Annotated in this window: 18 protein-coding genes; 3 read left to right on the top strand and 15 right to left on the bottom strand. The window is 36.3% G+C overall.

Annotated elements, in window-relative coordinates; all coding sequences use genetic code 11:
- Nucleotides 1–221: 221 nt before the first annotated feature.
- The 12 genes from acnA to RBU60_RS07365 form a co-directional block, all read right to left on the bottom strand.
- Entirely contained in the window at nucleotides 222–2,996 is a 2,775-nt protein-coding gene (acnA, locus tag RBU60_RS07420; RefSeq protein WP_308864127.1) for an aconitate hydratase, read from the bottom strand.
- A 45-nt stretch (nucleotides 2,997–3,041) separates the two neighbouring features.
- Nucleotides 3,042–4,127, bottom strand: coding sequence for an amidohydrolase family protein (locus tag RBU60_RS07415; RefSeq protein ID WP_308864126.1), 1,086 nt, complete (start codon nucleotides 4,125–4,127; stop codon nucleotides 3,042–3,044).
- Nucleotides 4,070–4,267, bottom strand: coding sequence for a hypothetical protein (locus RBU60_RS07410; protein ID WP_308864125.1), 198 nt, complete (start codon nucleotides 4,265–4,267; stop codon nucleotides 4,070–4,072). The genes RBU60_RS07415 and RBU60_RS07410 overlap by 58 nt, the downstream gene beginning before the upstream one ends.
- Nucleotide 4,268: 1 nt before the next feature.
- Complete coding sequence (locus RBU60_RS07405) at nucleotides 4,269–5,297, bottom strand: AI-2E family transporter (protein WP_308864124.1); 1,029 nt, start codon at nucleotides 5,295–5,297, stop codon at nucleotides 4,269–4,271.
- 83 nt (nucleotides 5,298–5,380) lie between these two features.
- Nucleotides 5,381–5,848, bottom strand: a complete 468-nt coding sequence (locus RBU60_RS07400; RefSeq protein ID WP_308864123.1) for a hypothetical protein — start codon at nucleotides 5,846–5,848, stop codon at nucleotides 5,381–5,383.
- Nucleotides 5,849–6,012: 164 nt separating this feature from the next.
- Nucleotides 6,013–7,314 carry a T9SS type A sorting domain-containing protein gene (locus RBU60_RS07395; RefSeq protein WP_308864121.1) on the bottom strand — a complete coding sequence of 434 codons (1,302 nt, stop codon included), beginning with the start codon at nucleotides 7,312–7,314 and terminating at the stop codon, nucleotides 6,013–6,015.
- A gap of 103 nt (nucleotides 7,315–7,417) precedes the next feature.
- Nucleotides 7,418–8,032 (bottom strand): CHAP domain-containing protein, encoded by a 615-nt coding sequence (locus RBU60_RS07390; protein ID WP_308864120.1) that lies wholly within the window; start codon nucleotides 8,030–8,032, stop codon nucleotides 7,418–7,420.
- Complete coding sequence (locus RBU60_RS07385) at nucleotides 8,029–8,226, bottom strand: hypothetical protein (protein WP_308864118.1); 198 nt, start codon at nucleotides 8,224–8,226, stop codon at nucleotides 8,029–8,031. Before RBU60_RS07385 ends, RBU60_RS07390 begins: the two co-directional genes overlap by 4 nt.
- A 221-nt stretch (nucleotides 8,227–8,447) precedes the next feature.
- Nucleotides 8,448–8,984, bottom strand: a complete 537-nt coding sequence (locus RBU60_RS07380) for an XAC2610-related protein (protein WP_308864117.1) — start codon at nucleotides 8,982–8,984, stop codon at nucleotides 8,448–8,450.
- On the bottom strand, nucleotides 8,974–9,942 hold the full coding sequence (locus tag RBU60_RS07375) for an endonuclease/exonuclease/phosphatase family protein (RefSeq protein ID WP_308864116.1): 969 nt from the start codon (nucleotides 9,940–9,942) through the stop codon (nucleotides 8,974–8,976). Before RBU60_RS07375 ends, RBU60_RS07380 begins: the two co-directional genes overlap by 11 nt.
- 111 nt (nucleotides 9,943–10,053) lie before the next feature.
- The gene (locus RBU60_RS07370; protein ID WP_308864115.1) at nucleotides 10,054–11,229 is read right to left on the bottom strand and encodes a CynX/NimT family MFS transporter; all 1,176 of its coding nucleotides are present in this window, start codon (nucleotides 11,227–11,229) and stop codon (nucleotides 10,054–10,056) included.
- A gap of 97 nt (nucleotides 11,230–11,326) precedes the next feature.
- On the bottom strand, nucleotides 11,327–11,839 hold the full coding sequence (locus RBU60_RS07365; RefSeq protein ID WP_308864113.1) for an NADPH-dependent FMN reductase: 513 nt from the start codon (nucleotides 11,837–11,839) through the stop codon (nucleotides 11,327–11,329).
- A gap of 133 nt (nucleotides 11,840–11,972) precedes the next feature.
- Between RBU60_RS07365 and RBU60_RS07360 the strand changes: the two genes are divergently transcribed.
- Nucleotides 11,973–12,824 carry a ChaN family lipoprotein gene (locus RBU60_RS07360; RefSeq protein ID WP_308864112.1) on the top strand — a complete coding sequence of 284 codons (852 nt, stop codon included), beginning with the start codon at nucleotides 11,973–11,975 and terminating at the stop codon, nucleotides 12,822–12,824.
- A 339-nt stretch (nucleotides 12,825–13,163) separates the two neighbouring features.
- Here RBU60_RS07360 and RBU60_RS07355 read toward each other — a convergent pair whose 3' ends face one another.
- Nucleotides 13,164–13,592 (bottom strand): GNAT family N-acetyltransferase, encoded by a 429-nt coding sequence (locus RBU60_RS07355; RefSeq protein WP_308864111.1) that lies wholly within the window; start codon nucleotides 13,590–13,592, stop codon nucleotides 13,164–13,166.
- Nucleotides 13,593–13,825: 233 nt separating this feature from the next.
- On the bottom strand, nucleotides 13,826–14,821 hold the full coding sequence (gene lpxD, locus RBU60_RS07350) for a UDP-3-O-(3-hydroxymyristoyl)glucosamine N-acyltransferase (protein WP_308864110.1): 996 nt from the start codon (nucleotides 14,819–14,821) through the stop codon (nucleotides 13,826–13,828).
- Between the two features lie 390 nt (nucleotides 14,822–15,211).
- Here lpxD and RBU60_RS07345 point away from each other — a divergent pair, with 390 nt between their 5' ends.
- Together RBU60_RS07345 and RBU60_RS07340 are read left to right on the top strand one after the other, a co-directional pair.
- Nucleotides 15,212–16,885 carry a BCCT family transporter gene (locus RBU60_RS07345; RefSeq protein WP_308864108.1) on the top strand — a complete coding sequence of 558 codons (1,674 nt, stop codon included), beginning with the start codon at nucleotides 15,212–15,214 and terminating at the stop codon, nucleotides 16,883–16,885.
- Between the two features lie 36 nt (nucleotides 16,886–16,921).
- Nucleotides 16,922–17,800, top strand: a complete 879-nt coding sequence (locus RBU60_RS07340; RefSeq protein WP_308864107.1) for a universal stress protein — start codon at nucleotides 16,922–16,924, stop codon at nucleotides 17,798–17,800.
- 339 nt (nucleotides 17,801–18,139) lie between these two features.
- On the opposite strand, the gene RBU60_RS07335 is transcribed toward RBU60_RS07340, so the two are convergent.
- Complete coding sequence (locus tag RBU60_RS07335; RefSeq protein WP_308864106.1) at nucleotides 18,140–18,712, bottom strand: DUF7010 family protein; 573 nt, start codon at nucleotides 18,710–18,712, stop codon at nucleotides 18,140–18,142.
- Between the last annotated feature and the right edge of the window lie 1,046 nt (nucleotides 18,713–19,758).

Below are 19,758 nucleotides of genomic sequence, written 5' to 3'. Positions count from 1 at the left end.
TCCAAATATAAAAAATATACGTTGTTTCTTTCCATAAAATAAAGAACAATCCAAGGCTTTTTTATAATTTAAAAGCGATTTTTTGCTTGTCGGTTAGTGGAAGTCAATTCTAATTTCTAGTATCTAAAAGCGCTAGCCTGTATTCTTTGGACGAATCCGTCCAAAGAATACAGGCTAGCAGCGGTAAAAAATCTTAATCAGATATGACTAATTTAAAACAATTATTCGTCTAAAAATTGTCTTAGGACATATTGTAAAATACCTCCGTGTTTTACATATTCTATTTCAATTTTAGAGTCCAAACGAGTAATCACCTTGAATTCGGTTTTTTTGCCGTCGGGGGCAGTGGCTACCACATCGAGTTCTTTTCCGGGAGTTAATCCGGCTTCGATTCCTTCAATGCTATAGGTTTCTCTTCCCGTTAAATTTAAGCTATAAGCGTCTTCTCCGTCTTTAAATTTTAAAGGTAAAACTCCCATTCCTACTAAATTAGAGCGGTGAATACGTTCGTAAGAAGTCGCAATAACCGCTTTTACTCCTAATAGAATTGTTCCTTTTGCGGCCCAATCTCGAGAAGAACCCGAACCGTATTGCGTTCCGGCAATTACCACGAGAGGCGTGTTGGTTTCTTTGTATTTCATGGCCGCGTCATACACCGTCATTTCCTTATTGTCTGGGAAATAGTTAGTATATCCACCTTTACGTTTAGCAATCTCATTATTGATACGCACATTGGCAAAAGTACCCCGCATCATCACTTCGTGGTTTCCACGACGGGAACCATAAGAGTTAAACATATTCTTTTCTACGCCTTTCTCTAGCAAATACTTTCCGGCTTCACTTCGTTCAGAAAATAAACCAGCTGGAGAAATATGATCGGTGGTTACAGAGTTACCGAGTTTCATTAATACATTAGCATTCTCTATATTTTTAAGCGCTTCAGGGTTTTCACTGATGTCTTTAAAAAACGGAATTTCTTTAATATAAGTAGAATCATCTTTCCATTCGTAATCTAATCCGCTTGGCGCTTCTAAGTTTTTCCATTGCTCTTCTCCGTCAAAGATCACATCATACTCCCGAGCGTAATCCTCTTTAGAGGTGGCAATTTTCATCGCTTGATCAATTTCTTCCTGAGAAGGCCATATATCTTTTAAATAAACTTCTCTGCCGTTGGCATCTTTTGTTAACGGATCTTCCATCAAATTGATATCCACACGTCCTGCAATGGCATAAGCTACCACCAACATTGGAGAAGCTAAGAAATTCATTTCAATTTTATTATGAATTCTTGCTTCAAAATTTCGATTTCCACTCAGTACAGAAGCTACTAAAAGCTCTCCGTCATCAATCGCTTTATCAATGTGGGGTGGAAGCGGACCCGAATTTCCAATACATGTGGTACATCCATAACCTACCACGTGAAAACGTAAGGCTTCTAGATCTTCTAGCAATCCGGCGCGTTTTAAATAACTGGTTACTACTTTAGAACCTGGTGCTAAAGAAGTTTTTACCCAAGGCTTGACATCGATTCCTTTTTCAATGGCTTTTCTGGCCACTAAACCAGCTCCCAACATGACCGATGGATTAGAAGTATTGGTACATGACGTAATCGCCGCCACTACAATAGAACCGTCACTTAGAGAATATTGTTCATTTCCTTGAGCAATACTTACCGAGTGTAAGGCATCATCTTTCTCTACCGAAATTTCTTTATCTACTTTTTGTTCTCTAAACTGTTTGTTGAATTTTGTACCCGAGCCTCCTTCAGAATACCAAGTTTCTCTTTTATCAAGAGACAGATAATCCCTGCCGTGAGATTCTTTTAAAATATCACTAAATTTATTTTTGAGGTCTTTCACCAAAATCTTCTGTTGTGGTAATTTAGGTCCAGAAACGGTAGGCTCTAATTTAGATAAATCAACCGTTACGATATCACTATAGCTGATTTCTTCTTTTCCTGTACGCCACAGTAAATTGTTTTTACAATAGTCTTGCACTAGATCTAATTGATCTTGATCGCGGTTAGTGTCCGTCATATATTTGATCGTTTGATCATCAATAGGAAAGTAGGTTACGGTACAACCAAACTCTGGAGACATATTCGCAATTGTGGCTCTATCAGGAACCGTAAGATGGTCTAAACCTTCACCAAAAACTTCTACAAAATCGCCCACTACGCCATAAGAGCGTAAAACCTGAGTAATTTCCAATACCATATCGGTAGAGGTGATTCCTTCGGGGCGTTTTCCTTCCAGTTTTAAACCGATGACTTTTGGTGCCGAAAAATAAATAGGTTGTCCAAGTAAAGCAGCTTCGGCATCAATACCACCAACACCCCAGCCAATTACACCAACGCCATTTACCATGGGGGTATGCGAATCTGTTCCTACCAAAGTATCTGGAAAAGCCCAACCGTCACGGTTTACGACTCCTTTAGCTAAATATTCTAAGTTTACTTGGTGGCAAATACCCATTCCTGGAGGTACCACAGTAAAATTTTCAAACGCATTTTGTGCCCATTTAAGCACTTCGTAACGCTCTTTATTTCGTTTATATTCGTATTCTACATTTTTCTTATAGGCGTAATCTGTTCCGAAGAAATCTACTTGCACCGAGTGGTCAATGACTAAATCTACGGGAACTTTCGGATTAATTTTGGAACCGTCTTTTCCTTTTCGAATTGCTTCAGATCTAATGGCAGCAATATCTACTACTGCGGGAACCCCAGTAAAATCCTGCATCAACACCCGAGCGGGTTTATAAGGAACCGAGTGGTTACTGCCTTTAGGATTCCAATTCACCAAGTTGTGAATGTGTTCATCTTCTATTAAAAAGCCGTCATAATTCCGTAACGCATTCTCCAATAATATTTTAATAGAGAAGGGGAGTTCCTTTACTTTAGGGTTCTTTTCTGCAAATTCCTTTAAACTGATGTATTTTAAATCGCCTTTCGCGGTTTTTAAGGTTTTGGTAATGTTTTTTATGGTTTCTTTCATAGTCTTTGAGTTATTAAATCGTGGTTACTTTAAAGGTACTTAGAATTAAGGGATAAACAAAATTGCAGCCTCATTTTTAAAACTGACTTTGCCATTTTTGATGCCTAATAAAGGCTGCGAAATTTTTCGGATAGCATCGGTAGCATTTTTGGCTTCTACAATTACCAAATTTGCTGGCCTATTCTCTTCCAAAGCAAAATTTTGCTGAAGCATTTGCGCAGCATTTTGACCAATCATTTTATAGACGGTTTCCAATTCTTCTTTGGTTGCTGCTTGAGATAAATTAGCATACATATTCGCCATTCGCAATAGAGAGGCATCGCCGTAAGGTGTAAAAGCATTAAGAATATTATTGCTGGCAATACAGGTATTTATGCGTTTTGCAAAATCTTTGGCATTTACGAGTCCTCGAGGTTTAGGATTGCCCGTATTTCTTCCGTTAAGGAAAATATCTGTAGCGGGCAGAATGCTCAAATTTATGTTAGCGCTTTCTAACAGAGAAATCATTTTTTCGCGTTGCTCTGGCCTCATGGCTGCCAGTTTGGTAACGTGCCCAATACTCACTTTCCCTTGATAATTACGTTTAAGTGTTTCTTCTACCAATTTGGGAATGCTAGAATTAGAATCTTCAGGATTTAAGTCAAAGTCTAAGTGAAAATCTGCATCTATAGCATACTTTTGAGCCAAGTCTAGAATCATTTCTATATGCTTGTTGAGATTTTCATCTTTGTATGGGCAACCGCCAACCACCGTTGCGCCATTTTGTAATGCTTCTTCTAAGAGGGCTTGTGTCTCTTTGCTGTCTGTTAAGCCTTCTTGCGCAAAAGCACAAATTTGAATGTCTATGGCAAAAGCGTAGTTCTCTTTTACTTTTTTAATCGCATTAAAGGCTCTTAAACTGGTTTTAGGATCTGTTTCTACAAAAGTTCTCATTCCCATGGTTCCTTTTTTAATGGCCATTTCTACCACCTGGCTCGCTCTTTTGTAAACGTCTTCTTCGGTAAAATCTTTTTTTGCTTTGGAAGTTTCGTTTACAGCCTCTTCTAAGGTGCCTTCTTCTATGTTACAGCGGTCTAGAATACAGGCTTTGTCAAGGTGAATGTGGCTCTCAAAAATCCTGGGCTTACCCAATTATTGTTGGCGTCTAGTATCGCTTCCGCGGAAGCGTTGATATTTTCTTTAATTTGGGTAATAAGACCATCTTTAATCCCAATCTGAACCGGGTTTTTATGGTTGCTAAGACGGGCATTGATAATTTTATACTGAAGCATTTTAATCGTTTTGTTTTTTTAATAAATGGGCGTAGGCTTCTAAGTTTTTCGTATTCTCAAAAATTACTTTTAAAACTCCGACTAGTGGTAAAGCAAAGATAGCACCTACAATTCCCCAAAGCGTGGAGAATAGAATAACACCAAAAACGGTAATAAACGGATTTAAATCTATTTCGTCGCCAATAATCCAAGGGGTGAGGATGTAATTTTCTATAAGTTGAGCCGCCATAATTACTCCAATGACGATAAGCGCGGGAGTGCCACCCGCATACAAATAAGATAAGATTACAGCCACACCGCCACCTATAATATTTCCCACATAGGGAATGATAGAAAATAAGGCTGCAAATAAAGCTAGAAATAGAGCAAAGGGGACTTGACCTACTTTAAAGCCTATATAATAAATGATGACTAAGAAGAACATGATTTTAGCTTTTCCAAAAAGATATCCACTAATGATGTTAGCCGAACCTTGTAGAATTTTAGTCGCTCCGCCTTCGTGTTTTACCAATTTCTTAAAAAAGCCGATAAAGAGCTTTTTTTGCATTAATAGAAGGATCACATAAATGAAGATGATAAAAGAATTGGAAAATACATCAGATATGGAAGAGAAAAAACCTTGAGCTAAATTTTGTACTTGATCAAATAAATCGATGTTTTCATTAAATGCTTTCTTCGGATTTACTTGAAAGTTGTCTTGCATCCACTCACTAAAAACTTGATATTTAGCCAGTGCTTTTTCTTTGATGGTTGGCCAATCATCTGCCATGGAATTTACCTGAGTACTAATGAGCCAAAAGAGCAAAGTGAAAATGACAATAGATAGGAGCATAGAAATACTAATGGCGAGCCATTTAGGAAAGCCCCAAGATCTCATTTTCTGGGTAGGTTTGTCTAGTAAAGTAGCTATGATGACGGCGACTACTAAGGGTAAAATTAAGCTAGAAGCAGAAGTGAGTATAATCCAAATTAGGCAGATGAGGAGTAAGCTTTTAACGAGTTGCTTGCCAGATATTTCTATTTTTGCCATATATTTTTCTTAAGAAATGTTTATACTTTAGGTTTTCAACTGAATATTTATTACCGAGAATGTAAATTACATCTTTTTATTCTTTAATTTATGACGTGGAATCCTTTTTCTTTGCTCATTCCAATTCTTTTCTTTTCAACTTCAGTTCCATAAAACTTGATTCCCAAAAGAACAGAAGTCTTTTTATCGGGCTTTCTCCAAGTTAATTTTTTATCGATAATTTGTTTGATATTAAGCTTTTTGGTGTTTATGTCTGTATCGTTTGTGATACTTAATAAACAAGAATTTCCATTCGTGTCTACAATAATTTGTAGACTTAAAAGCCCTTTTATTTTTTTTACGTTTTCTTCCGTAAAGTTATTTGCAAGAATATAAATGATATCCTTTTCATTTTCTTGTACGCTTATAGAATCTTTCTCTGTCGTAAATCGTTTCGTCTTACAATCTTCAAATTTCTCTTTAAACATGTGTTGCGCCATTAGGTCTCCACTAAAAATAGATAATAGACAAAACAGGAAGAGGTTTTTTAATGCGTTGGAATTCAAATTCATAAAGTATTTATTTCGGTTTTATTTTTTCTAGTTAAGGTATAACATATAAATTATTTATTTTTTTGTCATTTCCGTAAACAAAAAAAAGAGGAACAAGTACATAATTTGCTCCTCTAATTCTATTTTATGTAAGCTGATCAAATTGAGACCGTTTACATTTTTTATTACTGTTTTACCATTTTAAAATTATGTAGTCCTTCTTCCGTAGAGATTTTTACGATATAAGCTCCTGCAGAAAGTGTAGATACATCTATTTGTATTTGAGGTGCAGCCTTATTTTGTGAGATTACTTCTTGTCCTAAAAGGTTATAAACCTTAACGGAGTTGATATTGGTTTTATAGTTTACATTCAGTAGATCTTTTGCAGGTATAGGATATACACTCAATGCGCTGGTGTCAAAATCATTAACTTTTAAACTCCCTACTTCTAAGGTGAAATCTAATGCTTGACCAATTCCTGGATTAGCTCCTTGGCCAAAAGGATCAAACTCTATCGCACATGGATTTATAATGGCAACAGAGTCTGGATCTTCATAAGTTTTGGTGATTCTAATACGCGTAGTTCCTTCCAGAGCATCTGCAGGTACGCTGATGTCCATACTTACTACAGTTCCGTCGGTTCCATCTGAATTGATAAGGTCACCTATTTCGTAGATTTCATTAGGATCGTCTAAGAGCTCATTTTGATTCCAATTAATAAAAGCGACCAGCTTATTTTGGAAATCTCCATATGTATTTCCTCCCACCATAATAGTGTACGTTTCTCCCAGAGAAACCTCAGCAATCGTTGCGGTTTGGTCAACTAGAATAGAAGAGAAATCCGTATTTGTGATACTGCTTTCAGCAAAATCTACCGTAGTAATTTCTTCTATAGGACTGTCTTCTATATCGCAATACGGACTAGGGAAAGCGTCGTTAGCTTCTATATTTAACGTAAAATCTAATGCTTGTCCAAAACTGGGATTAGCTCCTTGACCAAAAGGATCAAACTCTATCGCACACGGATTTATAATGGCAACAGAGTCCTCATCGGTATAGGTTTTAGTAATTCTGATACGGGTCGGTCCTTCCAGAGCATCTACTGGAACGGTAATATCCATACTTACTACAGTTCCATCGTCTCCCGTAGTATTAATAAGAGAGCCTATTTCGTAAATTTCGCCTTCATCATCCAATACTTCATTCTGATTCCAATCTATAAACGCCACTATATTATTTTCGAAATTACCGATGGTATTTCCTTCTACCGTAAGGGTATACGTTTCTTCTTGAGTTACCTCTGCAATGATTGCGGTTTCGTCCACCAGAATAGAAGTAAAATCTGTATTCGTGATGCTGCTTCCAGCAAATTCTACGGATGTAATTTCTTCTACGCTAGTATCATCCATATCGCAATATGGACTAGGGAAATCCTGAGCTTGGACTCCGAAAGTAAGTAAGGCTAGTGCTAAAGTAATTTTTTTCATGATTTTAGAAGTTGATTAACCTCTAAGATATAAAATAAAAGCTTAAAACACTGATGGTTGTATTTAAAAAAGAACTTTCTATTGGTTTGTAATGCTTGGGTCTTTATTTTTTCCGCAACCAGCCCAAAACTCGTTTATTTTGAATCTTCCATTTTTCTTTTTTGTTTTCAAGGGTAAAATTTTCTCTTGATTTACTATATGCTCCAGGATTTTGCTGAATAATTTCGATTTTGTTTTCTGTTACTTTAGAGATAATAGCAACGTGTCCAAATTTATTAAAAGTATGGCCATCAAAAACCAAAAGGTCATTCCCCTTTGGCTTTGAGGAGCTAGGATTGGTGTATTGGATTAGGTTTCTATGCTTCATCATTTTTCCATCTGCTAGGCCTTTCACGAAGAAATCTTTTGCGTGTCCATAACTATTGGGCATTTTATGGTCTAAATGCTCGTAATAATAACGCTTAACAAATTCCACACATTGGTATTTGAGTCCGAGATTATACCCGTCAGCGGTCATATTTCTTCCAGAAACATTTTTAACCGAACTATTATAATAGACAAAAACTCCGTTAAGACTATCTAACTTATCACCAATCTCTTTGGGTTTAGGTTTGTGTTTATAACCTATTTTATCACAAGAGGTAAATGCTAAAGTCCCCAAAAACAGCAATACGAAGAAACTTAATACTCGTCTTACTTTAAATATTATCATGATCATTCATCAGCATTTGAAAGTGATTTTCTTTGCCTTGAATATAGCTTTTTATATTTCCAATAACTAAAAATAAAAAAGAGCGTAATGGCCGGATGTATCAAAACGAAGAGGATTACATTAAACTCTTCATAGGTGATTCCGAGAATGGCTGCTCCTTTTTTCATTAATTCTACGCAGATCCAGAAAATTTCATCCATTTTTTTTTGTGTTTATAGAGGTCAGTAGTTAATTTTTAATATTTCGTGAATTCATGTATTCGTGTGCTTTGCGATAGGCTTAGCGGTCTTTGCGTAAAATTATTGATTCGAACTCTGATAATTAATCATTTATGGATAAAAATAAATATTCATTTAGACGGATTAGTTACAAATCGATATCATACCTGTAGTTATCTAAAAACCTCTGTATTTTTAAATTCTTATTTTTTTATTTCTATAAGTTTCAATCCTTCTACTTGGTATATTTTTCCATCATCTTGCATGCCATCTGGCTGAGAAATAATCTGTTTCTTTTCTTTATCCATTATTTGGATTCGTAGGTAATCCCATTCTTTTCGGTATTCAAACTTTTTTGTTTTTGAATTGTATAAGTAGTAGGAATAATTACAAGAACGTCCACAACTTATGGGAACTGTAAAGTCTAAATAGCCATCTATATTATAGTCATTCATTTCAAAATTTATATATCCCAGTGCAATCCCATCTTCTATGTTTTTGATGGTTTGAAGGTGTTTCTTGTTTTTGAAAACCCTTAATTCAGCAATACCTCCGTAGTATCCTATATTGTCAGAATAGCTCAGTTTATCATCCCAAATCGCTTGAAAAGATAAATCAGCTACACTTAAGGTTTCAGATTTTGTAAAAGATAGGGTAGTAGAGGAATCTTTATCGTCTTGTTGTGCTTTTACAAGCATTGCAGAGAATAATGTGATTAGGATAAGGATTTTATTTTTCATTTTCTTTCATTTTAAATTCTATATAAATGGGTAGGTGATCTGAAATCTCCCGAGCTTTTTTGAGGTTTTTACAAGTACCAATAAAATCTAAACTTCCCGCTTGGATTTTTTTAATTCCTCGGGTAAAATAGACATTATCAATGGGATGACTTAAATAGTTGCCATTCTTGCATTTTGTTTTTAAAGTGGTTCGCTGATTCTGTAACGCACTTTTAAAACCTTTGTGATAAAAGGGTTTCCAGACGTCATGGGCCTCATCAAGATTAAAATCTCCGGTAATAAGAACCCTATTGGAACCTAATCTTTCGGGATAATTAATAAAATAAGCAATCTCCTTCTCGGGCTTGTCATAATATTTTCGCCCATGGTAATTGATCACATAAAAAGGAGTGATTTCTTCCTTCAGTTTAAAAGTACCAATAAAAGGTTCACGATAACAGATGTCCTCCAATTCTTTATCTAGGTATGCACGAGGTGCTAAATTCACTTTTGAAGTCTTCCATAAAAAGGCATAACGCTCGCTCATATAAACAGACGGACTCTTAGTGGGATCGCTAATCTGGTAATCCCATTTAGCTCCCATTCGGTTGAGTTCATCGGCAATTTTTGCTACTGCTTGCGCTCCAGCTGGGTCTTTGGCTACCACTTCTTGGATGGCCACTAGATCAAAATCGCGCAAAATATTGGCGATCTCGTAAATGTCTTCAGGAGTTTTTGTTCGCCCGAGATGGCGGATGTTCCAGGAAGCGACTTTTAAGCTTTTTGATTTTTCAAAATCGGCGCTTGGATTGTCTTCTCCACTAAGTTTTTCAACAACATTTTTATTACTGCTGAAATCAGCTTGAGCCGCTAATTGATTAAAACGCTTGCTATTTGAAGTACAGGATAAAAAAGAAGCTAGTAAAAGGAAAAATAAAAAGTGTTTACTGATTATTTTATATGAAAGTGAAGAGGACATTTCTCTGCTTTTTTTGTTTCAAGATATTTTTTTCTGAAATACAAGATAGGATTAAGTTTATTAGCAAACAAATTACCCCAAAGAACCTCTATAAGATTAGCTACTTCTTCTCTAAATCGTTTCTTGTTTCCCAGCGCCCATTCCTACGTAGAGTTTGATAAGCGCAACTGCTATTAAAGCGAGTAAGGCATAATTCCACTCTCCACTAAGGTCAAAAATGATTCCTATAAAGAAAGGTCCTGTAGCAGCAATGAGGTAACCAATAGACTGCACAATTCCTGAAAGCTCTGCGGCGGTATCAGAGTCTGAAGATCTTAAAATAATAAGCAATAAGGCCAAACCAAAAGTTCCTCCTAAAACAAATCCGATGATAGAAACCCAAAGCGGAACCAGTCCTAAACTAGGAAACATCAAGCCAATTAAAGAGATAATTTCTAAAAAAACCAACACCCCAATAATCAACCGCTGGTCTTTGCGTTTTCCTGCCCAAAGCGGAATGACGATAGAGCCTAGAATTCCGGTGGCTTGAGATAAAGATAGCATCCACCCCGAATAGGAAGAAGAGTAGTCATCTTCAATTAAAATAGTGGGCAACCAAGCTAAAATCACATAAAATACCATGGACTGTAAGCCCATATAAATTGCCATTTTCCATACCAAACGCACGCTGCTTAGCTTTTTAAGGGCTTCCATAAAGTCCCGTCTAGGTTTGGTTTTTTTGAGATGCTTTACTTGAAAAGACCAAATAATGAAGGCCAATAATGAAGTTGCTGCCCAAATGACTAATGCTCCGCGCCATCCCCAACCGTAATCTTCCGCCAAGGGAACACTAATTCCGGCCGCTAAAGCAGCTCCTATCGCCATGAGACTTCCGTATAAACTCGTAATCGCACCAGCTCTATCGGGGAAGTTTTGTTTCGTTAACGCAGGAAGCAAGACATTTCCAAACGCAATGCCTATTCCAATCAATAAGGTTCCTACATATAAACCCACAATCCCAAAAACCGATCTCAATATAATCCCGAGACTCAATATAGCCAAAGCTCCTAATAATGTTTTTCCTACTCCAAAATTTTTAGTGAATAAGGGAGTCAGCATAGAGATAACGGCAAAAGCCAATAGGGGTAAGGTGGTCAATAATCCCAAGGACGCGCCAGATAGATCTAAATCGATGCCAATAGATTCTGCCAAAGGTCCAATTCCCGAAAGCGCAGGCCTCAGGTTAAAGGCGATGGCTAAAATGGCAACGATGAGCAATAATTTGGAGGGACTACTAGTATTATTCATGAAATGCGCTGCTTAAAAAAATGCAAAATTAAGCTTATTTCATCAAGGTAGCCTTTGTTTTAACTTAGAATTAAAGAGGGAGGTGAATAAATAAAATTTAGCGGTATAAGTCGATTGCCGTTTCAATTATTTCCCGAATATCTTCTGGCAACTCCATTTGGTGATCCAAGATATGTACATCGGTTTTGTAGAGGGGAAGCTGAGTTTCCATTTTAGCTTTCATCGTTTGTAAGGAACCCAATAAAGAAATCATCGCATATTTTCCGCGAGGCTCGTGAGGCGTAAACGTAATGGGTAAAACCGCTTTTTGTGCAAATTCTCCCGATGCCGTACACCATTCCAACATATTTTTGAGTACCGCTGGGATGTTGTGGGTGTATTCTGGGGTGGCGATGAGGATTAAATCAACGGCTAAAACCTGTTGCTTAAAAGCCTGTATGTTGTTGGGAACGCCTTTTTCTAATCGCAACGGACTAAACAATTCAAAGTCTTCTAAACCTTCAATTACCTGCATTTCGTCTGGTGAAGAAAGCAAATCTTCTATGGCTTTTAAGAGATAATAGTTGCTGCTAGATTTGCTTGCTGAAGCAGCTATTCCTAAGATTTTCATTTTTTTAATCTTAAAGATAGCATTTTGTATAGAACTGATACATTGATTTTTTTACGCTTTCGCGGAATTGTTTCCGTAAAAAATAAAATTTAACCCTATAAATTGATTATTTTCGGATAACAAACCAAAATGTATGAAATTCATTTTAACTAGCTTAATTCTTCTCGCGAGCTTAAGTGTATCTGCACAAAAGCTGGAAGCCTATCAATTGTACAACAAGAAAGGAAGAAAAGTAAGCTTTAAAAAACTGATTAAATCCGTAAAGGAAAAAGATATCATCTTATTTGGAGAATTACACGACAATCCCATTGCGCATTGGATGCAATTAAAATTGACGCAGCAGTTACATGCCGAAAATGAGTTGGTATTGGGAGCAGAGATGTTAGAAACCGATGATCAAGAAGTACTCAATCAATATTTACATGATGAAATCAATGAGAAGGGTTTGGATAGTTTAGCCCGTTTATGGGTCAATCACAAAACCGATTATCAACCTTTAGTCGACTTTGCCAAAGCAAACCAGCTTCAGTTTATCGCGACTAATATTCCTAGACGCTATGCCAGTCTAGTCTATAAAAAAGGGTTTAAAGCTTTGGATAGTCTGTCTAAAAAAGAAAAAAGTTTTCTACCTCCTTTGCCTATTGCTTACGATGCCGATTTGCCAGGCTATAAGAAGATGATGGAAATGATGCCAGATCATGCAAACCCCAATTTCCCAAAAGCTCAAGCGATAAAAGATGCTACAATGGCTTATTTTATTTTAAAGAATAGAAGGGAAGGCCAGCAATTTATTCATTATAACGGTGCGTATCACAGTGATAATTTTGAAGGTATTTATTGGTATATACAACAAGCTTCAGAAGATTTAAAAGTGGCTACCATTTCTACTGTGATGCAAAAAGACGTAGGGAAATTAGAAAAAGAATATAAGGGCAAAGCTGATTTCATTTTGGTGGTAGACGAAGAAATGACCAATACGTATTAGAGTTTAACGGAAGAGATAATTATAATCTATTGTTGTCCTATAAAGAACCTGTCTTTCCCTGTAAGCAGAATAAGGAAACACGAACCAAGATTTGATTGTAACTAATTTATAAACTTAGCTATTAAAAATAAAGAATAATCTCTCGCTCTCGATAAAATCATTTTGAAATACCGCGTAATCATGTAGAGAATTCAGATATAGCAGAACTGTGGGAAGTGTATTCGTTGGTTAAGAACAGAAACTTACAACTCTTTAAGAGAACTTCTAATTCAGTTTTTTTTGATATAGGTTATAGGTAGAAATGGGAAGCACTTTAGTTCCGACTTTCACGAAGCCTTGTTATTCATAATAATTGCAGAGTTTTGGGTTTTTTGAATCAGAGTCTAATCTTAAAAACTTGCATCCCTCTTTCTTCGCTTCCTTTTCTACTTTTTGAAGTATCATTTTACCAAATCCTCTCCCTTCTAATTTCTCTATCACCACTAAGGAATGAATATACTTCGCTTTGTCTTTTTGCTTTCCCCAATACATAAAATCTTCTTCTAGAATTCTTAACATTCCTATATTTTGTTGCTCAGAATTTTCCACAAAAAAGAACTCGTCATTTAAAATGCCTTCTTCTACCCATTTTATTTTCTCTTGAGGCGGATTTTTCCAATACTGCCAATGGTCCACATTTTTCTTCGAAATCTTTTCCGCAGCTTCTTTAAATAAGAGGAGCACCTTATTCTTGTCGTCGATGTGTATTTGTTTAAAAAAAATATCCATTTGGTTTCTGTGAAGTTAAATTGGTTTTAGTCTCATTGTAAGGTAAACATAAGGAAATTCAGAAAGAAGTGGGAGGGATGGGAACTAAAATAAGCTTACAAATCTTTACTGTAGATTTGTAAGCTTAGAATGATAATTAAAAAATTAAGAAAAGGAATTCTAATGATTTCCGTAAAGTTCTTGATTATTTTAGTGAAGTAAAAGCAAATCAGCAAAGCTTCACCTAAAGTTACCTATTGATTTTTCATAAATTTTCTTATCGCAACCCATTGTTTCAGCATTTCTCGAGCATCTTGCGCGGGATATCCTAAAACCGTTTTCCCAGCTTTCACATCGCCCATAACTCCAGAGCCAGCCCCAACGGTGGCACCAGAATTTATGGTAGTATGATCTTTAATAGAAGCGCTGCCGCCAATAACCACGCCATCTCCTAAAGTCACAGAACCCGCAAGACCGCTATGTCCCGCCATAATACAAGAACGACCCATAATGCTGTTGTGCGCTACTTGCACGAGGTTGTCAATTTTACAGCCATCTCCAATAATAGTGGAACTAAACTTTGCTCTGTCTACACAAGAATTCGCGCCAATTTCTACATAATGACCAATAATAACGTTTCCTATTTGCGGTATTTTCACCAAACCTTTGCCATCGTCACTTGGTCGGTATCCAAAACCGTCAGCTCCAATACTCACATTGGTATGAAAAATACAATGACTTCCAATAATGCAACGCTCGCGTATAATAGTTCCAGACCAAACGACCGTGTTATTGTCAATTGTGGTTTCATCAAACACGCAAACATTGGGGTATAAGGTAACTTCCTTTCCCAATTCAACATCTTTCCCTACGTAACAATTTGCACCAATTTTACAGCCCTCACCAATTTTTGCCGTTTCATGAACTACGGCTGTGGGATGAATATCGGTATCAAAAACAGGTGCTGGCGGATTAAAAAGCTCTAATAATTTTGCCATTGCTAGATCTACATTCTTCACTTTAAGAAAAGCGCGGTTGTCGCCAGGAAGCATATTTGAATTGGCGCTAATTAGAGCAGCAGAGGCTTTTGAGTTGGTCCAAAGTTTTTCATATTTCTTACTTCCAATAAAGGTAATTTGGTTGCTATTTGCTTTTTGTATTTCTTCGGGCCCTTTAATTTTTTGGGTGGTATCACCTATTAATTCGCCTTTTATAATAGTGTTGATTTCAGTTATAGAATAGGATTTCATGAATAGTTTTTGTTTAGCGGTTTATAAAGCAAAGGAGAAAAAGTAAAATCTTTTTACTGTTCTCCATAGTTTTAATGAGATTTATGGACTATATCAGTTATCTTAACAAGTAGGAATAAATCTTCCATTGAAAATATTTTTTGATAGCATCAAACCATCTCTCAATAATAAGTATTTTTTTTAAGTATAAGAATGCTTGGTTAGTATTTATTGGATATTATTAATATTTGCTTTTTAAAAACAATAGAAGAAACATTTGTAAAGCAACTTAATTTATGGTATAATGACAATCCACTAATTTTATTGCTTTAGCAGATGACTTTAAAGATTTCTTTCTTTTTAGTAGCTAAAGAAATAGGATTGTTTTCATTTTTTTAACTCATTTTTTATATGTCAATAAAAGTCACTCGAAAAGAAAGTACCTCCACATTTCTTGGTCTCATCATTAATAAAACGGTATTTTTTTCTGCGATTGCTGTGGTCATTTGTAGTATTGGTTTTACTCTTATATTTGAAGAGGAAGCCGACTACTATTTTGGAATTGCTCAAACTTTTGTTTCTGCCCATGGAGGTTGGATTTACACCTTGACGGTAAATTTATTTATCGTTTTTTGCTTATATATGGCGTTTAGCAAATTTGGAACTATTAGAATTGGAGGTAAAAAAGCCAAACCAGAGTTTAGTATGTGGGCTTGGTTTGCCATGCTTTTTAGTGCAGGAATAGGAAACGGACTTGTACTTTTTAGCATTGCCGATCCTGTTCGAGATTTTTTAAATCCCCCGCGACTGGCAGGAGAAGAACCCGCACTCATCGCACAAGAGGCTATTAATTTTTCATTTTTACATCACGGAATTCATGGGTGGGCTATTTATTCGGTAGTGGGGCTTTCTTTGGCTTACTTTACATTTAACAGAAAAATGCCACTTACTTTGCGTTCGGCTTTTTATCCGCTATTGGGAAATAGAATTTACGGATGGATGGGCGATGTAATCGATATTATGGCGGTAATCACCACACTTTTTGGGCTGGCTACCACTATAGGGTTTGGAGTGGGGCAAATCAACTCGGGGCTTACGCATGTGTTTGGAGTTCCCAGTTCCTTATTTTATCAAGTCATCATTATAATAGGAGTTACTTTAGCAGCGACTATTTCCGCATTTAGCGGAGTAAATAAAGGGGTTCAAATGCTGAGTAAGCTTAACGTAAGAGTTGCAGCAACTATATTTTTACTAGTGCTCATATTGGGGCCTACCACTTTTATTTTTAAATCGTATATACAAAACTTAGGAAGCTATGTTGTTAATTTTATAGATATGTCAACGTGGACGGAATCACTAAGTGGAACCGACTGGCAAAAAACGCGAACCATAATGTATTGGGGTTGGTGGATTTCATGGTCTCCATTTGTGGGAACTTTTATCGCTCGTATTTCTAAAGGAAGGACCATTAAAGAGTTTATTCTTTGTGTGTTAATATTGCCTGCACTGGTTACTTTCTTGTGGTTTAGTGCTTTTGGAGGGACGACCATGCGTGATATTTTGCTAGGAGATACGGTGATGATTGCAGCTGTAAATGATAATATTTCTACAGCACTGTATGTGTTTTTTGATAAATTTCCCTTAGCGATAGTATTAAAATCCTTGGGAGTGATTCTTATATGTAGCTTTATTATTACCTCGGCAGATTCTGGAGCCTTGGTGGTAGACAGCATTACTTCTGGAGGGAAACTTAAAACCCCTCCTTACCAAAGAGTGATATGGGCTGTGGCTACGGGTTTAATTGCTTCGGTATTGATGTATGGAGGCGGATTAAATGCGCTGCAAACCGTGGTAACTATTTCTGGATTGCCCTTCGCTATTTTACTAATTATGATGTGTCTCTCCTTGCTTAGGGGCGTCAGGGAAGATTATCAAAAAGCTGAGCGTAAAGAAAAACTTCTAGAAAGAGAAACTTATCGAAAAAATATACTTCATTTGGTAAATGAAGAGCGGGAAGAGAAAAACTTAAAGAAGATTGAACCCGAAGAGGAGACTGAGAAAAAACCGAATACAACTGATTTATAAATAGACCCTATTCTTAAACATTCTTAAGTTAGAAAAATGACAAAGAAAATAAATTTAGAAAACGAGTTAAAACTGATGGTCGCTTTAGACCTTACTGAAATGGATCCCATTTTGCTAGGTTATGTAAGCTTTCTCTGTAAGGTATGGAATATCGAGCAGCTGTACTTTACGCATAATATTAAAAAGTATAAACTATATGATTTATACGATGATTTTCTTGAAGAAGGAATTACAGTAGAAGATATTGTAGATCGAGGTTTAAAAAAATCTATAGATAAATATTATAAGGCTGATGCTCCGTATTCGGTATTAATCACTTCTGATGATTATACAGAAAGCATTCTGAGTCATCTTTCCGAAGAATATAAGATTGATATTATGATTACGGGTAATAAGGATGAATTGCAAGGAACGGGTGCACTGAGTCAAAAACTGGTGCGTATGTTAAACGCCAACATGCTTTTAGTCCCAGAAGAAGCAAAACATGTCATGGAAAATGTGTTGGTACCCACTGATTTTAGTTCAGGATCGGCCAAATGTTTTCCCGTAGCGAAGAGTTTGGTAGAGCGTTCTGGAGGTAATATAGAAGCTTTACATGTGTACAGTCTTCCTTCTTTTTTCTTCCCCTACATCAATACAGAGAAAGCGATAGATAAAACCAAATTTCATTTAAAAGAAAAGGTAAAGCAATTTAGAAAAAAACATAAGCTTTTAGAGCAGACTTCCTTTAGATCTACCGATAGAGAAGATCTTTCTATTGTAGAAGCGATAGAAATTCATGCCGAAAAAGGTGATTTTGATATTATTGTGGTGGCAGCTCGAGGAGGAAATAACATTACCTCGTTATTTGTGGGAAGTGTTACTAATGATTTATTGATTCGAAACCGAAAAATGCCCTTGTTGGTGATTAAGTAAAGTGCGCTTGGCACGTGGAGTTGAGCTGTATGAGAATATATTTTTGAAAACCATAGAATACGGGCAGGCAGTAAGCATGACGTTGATGTTTGACCTTGCCAGTCACACGAAGGCTTAGTTATGGACAAGAGGCTTTTCTTTCATAAATGTCAATAACATTCTAATTTGTAAATTTATTAAATCACTTCAAAAAAAGCTTTCTTGTGTAGTATTCTAAAATCAAGAGCGCTATAAAGTGCAGTAAAACGTCGTTCTAATTCTCCAAGGTTCCATACCAACTTCTCGAATTTCCCCTTATTTACAAATCCCGGATCAGTCAACATATCATATAGCGCTGGCCTATCGGCGCGTCATATGCTTAGTTATTGTCGTGTCGTTTTTTCTGTTTTTTAAGATTATTAATGTAATAATATAAATGAGAACGATTGCAAAAGGAATAGCTATAAACCTATATTCGGGTAAGAGATACCAGAGAGTTAAAACTGTAATTATTCTAGTCAATGTGTGAAAAATTCCAACCCAATGTTTTATAATCCAAGAAAATGGCAACCACATTAATCCAGTCAGAATTCCCACCGTCATTGGAAGAGAAGAATAGTCAACTAGAAAAAATGGTATTGCAATTGAATAAGCTAAAAGTGCTTGTCCAACCGTAAAAAAGAAAAGCTTGTCAAATTCGTTTTTTGGTTTTGTTTTGTCGAGGAAATCCTCGCCTGTATATTTTGAAATAAACATAGCTAAATATACAATACTACCTGTTCCAATAAAAATAGACCAAACTGCTATAAAATCAGAGAAAAATATTCCAACAAACCCTATAATTGTCCAAACTATTAGTCCAGCTAAAGGTGTAGCGAGAAATTTTTGATTTGAAAATTCAATTCGTTGTTCTTCGAGAGTTCTTTTATTCATTGGTTAATTCGGTCAGTTTATCTTGTTATATTTCTCAAGTATTGTTATTAAAATTACTTTATTTTCTAAAATTTTAATGCTATTAGGAATTTTTCTTAAATGCACCACAACGGTTTGTGTCGGATGGTAATATCATCTGCATAGCGTACAAATTCAATAGAAGGGTTCAATCTTTCATGCCAAACGTCCAAGTTGTAATGCAGTAATAAATTGGCTAATAGTGGACTGATCACCCCAACTTACGGTGTGCCGTTTGTTTTTGCAATAATTTCACCTTTTGGGGTTTGCAATGGAGCTTTGAGCCATCTTTCAATGTATCTCACATCCTCTTGCGAGTTGTAAAAATTGATAAAACTGAATAAGTCAGTCCCTTCGCTCCATTTCCATTACAGAAACCTCATCACTACTACAGACTGATCCGTCCCTGCGACAAGCATCGCTATTCTGCCTCTAGTTTGTGCTATTGTGCATTTCACTTTGCATCTTGCTATAGGTTCCCGAGCTTGGTAAATAAGCCCAAATAATGGTTATGCCTCCTAAATGATCCCGAAGCCTCGGAGCTGCCCAGCCAATAAGCAGGTAACCGCTAAACTTATAATGCTTGTCATACTTCAAACACTTTTGACAGAGGGTAGCACTTTCTCGACACTTCATCAGAGGTTCATTTGCATTCATCTACATTATTAATACCTGACTAGCTCTTAGCATAGCCTTTTCCATAACGCTCAATACCTTGGCTCTTTACCAAAGCACTTTATTGTGGTTTGAGGCTATACCCTGCAGGACAACATCGGTGGGTCGGTTCCACCATCTTATAAACAGTTGTGTAACGATTTTCAGCCGTTCGTTGCTCTCGGTACACGTATGATTAGTGGCGTGGTTTAGCACGTAATTTAGCAAATAAAAACCGAATAGAAAATCCGCTAGGATTTTCGTAAGTAGGCTAGAACTAACAATAAATTATACGCGATGTGCCTGTTGCACAAGTATTGTTAAAGGTACATTTTTTTCGTATCTTACTGTATGCAAGGAAAGAAGAATTATCA

The organism is Mesonia profundi, assembly GCF_031085155.1.
Lineage (GTDB): Bacteria > Bacteroidota > Bacteroidia > Flavobacteriales > Flavobacteriaceae > Mesonia > Mesonia profundi.
Note: the sequence above shows the minus strand (reverse complement) of the source record. Positions and strands in the feature narration are given on the sequence as shown.

Coding starts and splice junctions, on each gene's coding strand:
- acnA (WP_308864127.1), bottom strand. CDS start 2,996: ATGAAAGAAACCATAAAAAACATTACCAAAACCTTAAAAACCGCGAAA.
- RBU60_RS07410 (WP_308864125.1), bottom strand. CDS start 4,267: ATGCTTCAGTATAAAATTATCAATGCCCGTCTTAGCAACCATAAAAAC.
- RBU60_RS07405 (WP_308864124.1), bottom strand. CDS start 5,297: ATGGCAAAAATAGAAATATCTGGCAAGCAACTCGTTAAAAGCTTACTC.
- RBU60_RS07400 (WP_308864123.1), bottom strand. CDS start 5,848: ATGAATTTGAATTCCAACGCATTAAAAAACCTCTTCCTGTTTTGTCTA.
- RBU60_RS07395 (WP_308864121.1), bottom strand. CDS start 7,314: ATGAAAAAAATTACTTTAGCACTAGCCTTACTTACTTTCGGAGTCCAA.
- RBU60_RS07390 (WP_308864120.1), bottom strand. CDS start 8,032: ATGATCATGATAATATTTAAAGTAAGACGAGTATTAAGTTTCTTCGTA.
- RBU60_RS07385 (WP_308864118.1), bottom strand. CDS start 8,226: ATGGATGAAATTTTCTGGATCTGCGTAGAATTAATGAAAAAAGGAGCA.
- RBU60_RS07380 (WP_308864117.1), bottom strand. CDS start 8,984: ATGAAAAATAAAATCCTTATCCTAATCACATTATTCTCTGCAATGCTT.
- RBU60_RS07375 (WP_308864116.1), bottom strand. CDS start 9,942: ATGTCCTCTTCACTTTCATATAAAATAATCAGTAAACACTTTTTATTT.
- RBU60_RS07370 (WP_308864115.1), bottom strand. CDS start 11,229: ATGAATAATACTAGTAGTCCCTCCAAATTATTGCTCATCGTTGCCATT.
- RBU60_RS07365 (WP_308864113.1), bottom strand. CDS start 11,839: ATGAAAATCTTAGGAATAGCTGCTTCAGCAAGCAAATCTAGCAGCAAC.
- RBU60_RS07360 (WP_308864112.1), top strand. CDS start 11,973: ATGAAATTCATTTTAACTAGCTTAATTCTTCTCGCGAGCTTAAGTGTA.
- RBU60_RS07355 (WP_308864111.1), bottom strand. CDS start 13,592: ATGGATATTTTTTTTAAACAAATACACATCGACGACAAGAATAAGGTG.
- lpxD (WP_308864110.1), bottom strand. CDS start 14,821: ATGAAATCCTATTCTATAACTGAAATCAACACTATTATAAAAGGCGAA.
- RBU60_RS07345 (WP_308864108.1), top strand. CDS start 15,212: ATGTCAATAAAAGTCACTCGAAAAGAAAGTACCTCCACATTTCTTGGT.
- RBU60_RS07340 (WP_308864107.1), top strand. CDS start 16,922: ATGACAAAGAAAATAAATTTAGAAAACGAGTTAAAACTGATGGTCGCT.
- RBU60_RS07335 (WP_308864106.1), bottom strand. CDS start 18,712: ATGAATAAAAGAACTCTCGAAGAACAACGAATTGAATTTTCAAATCAA.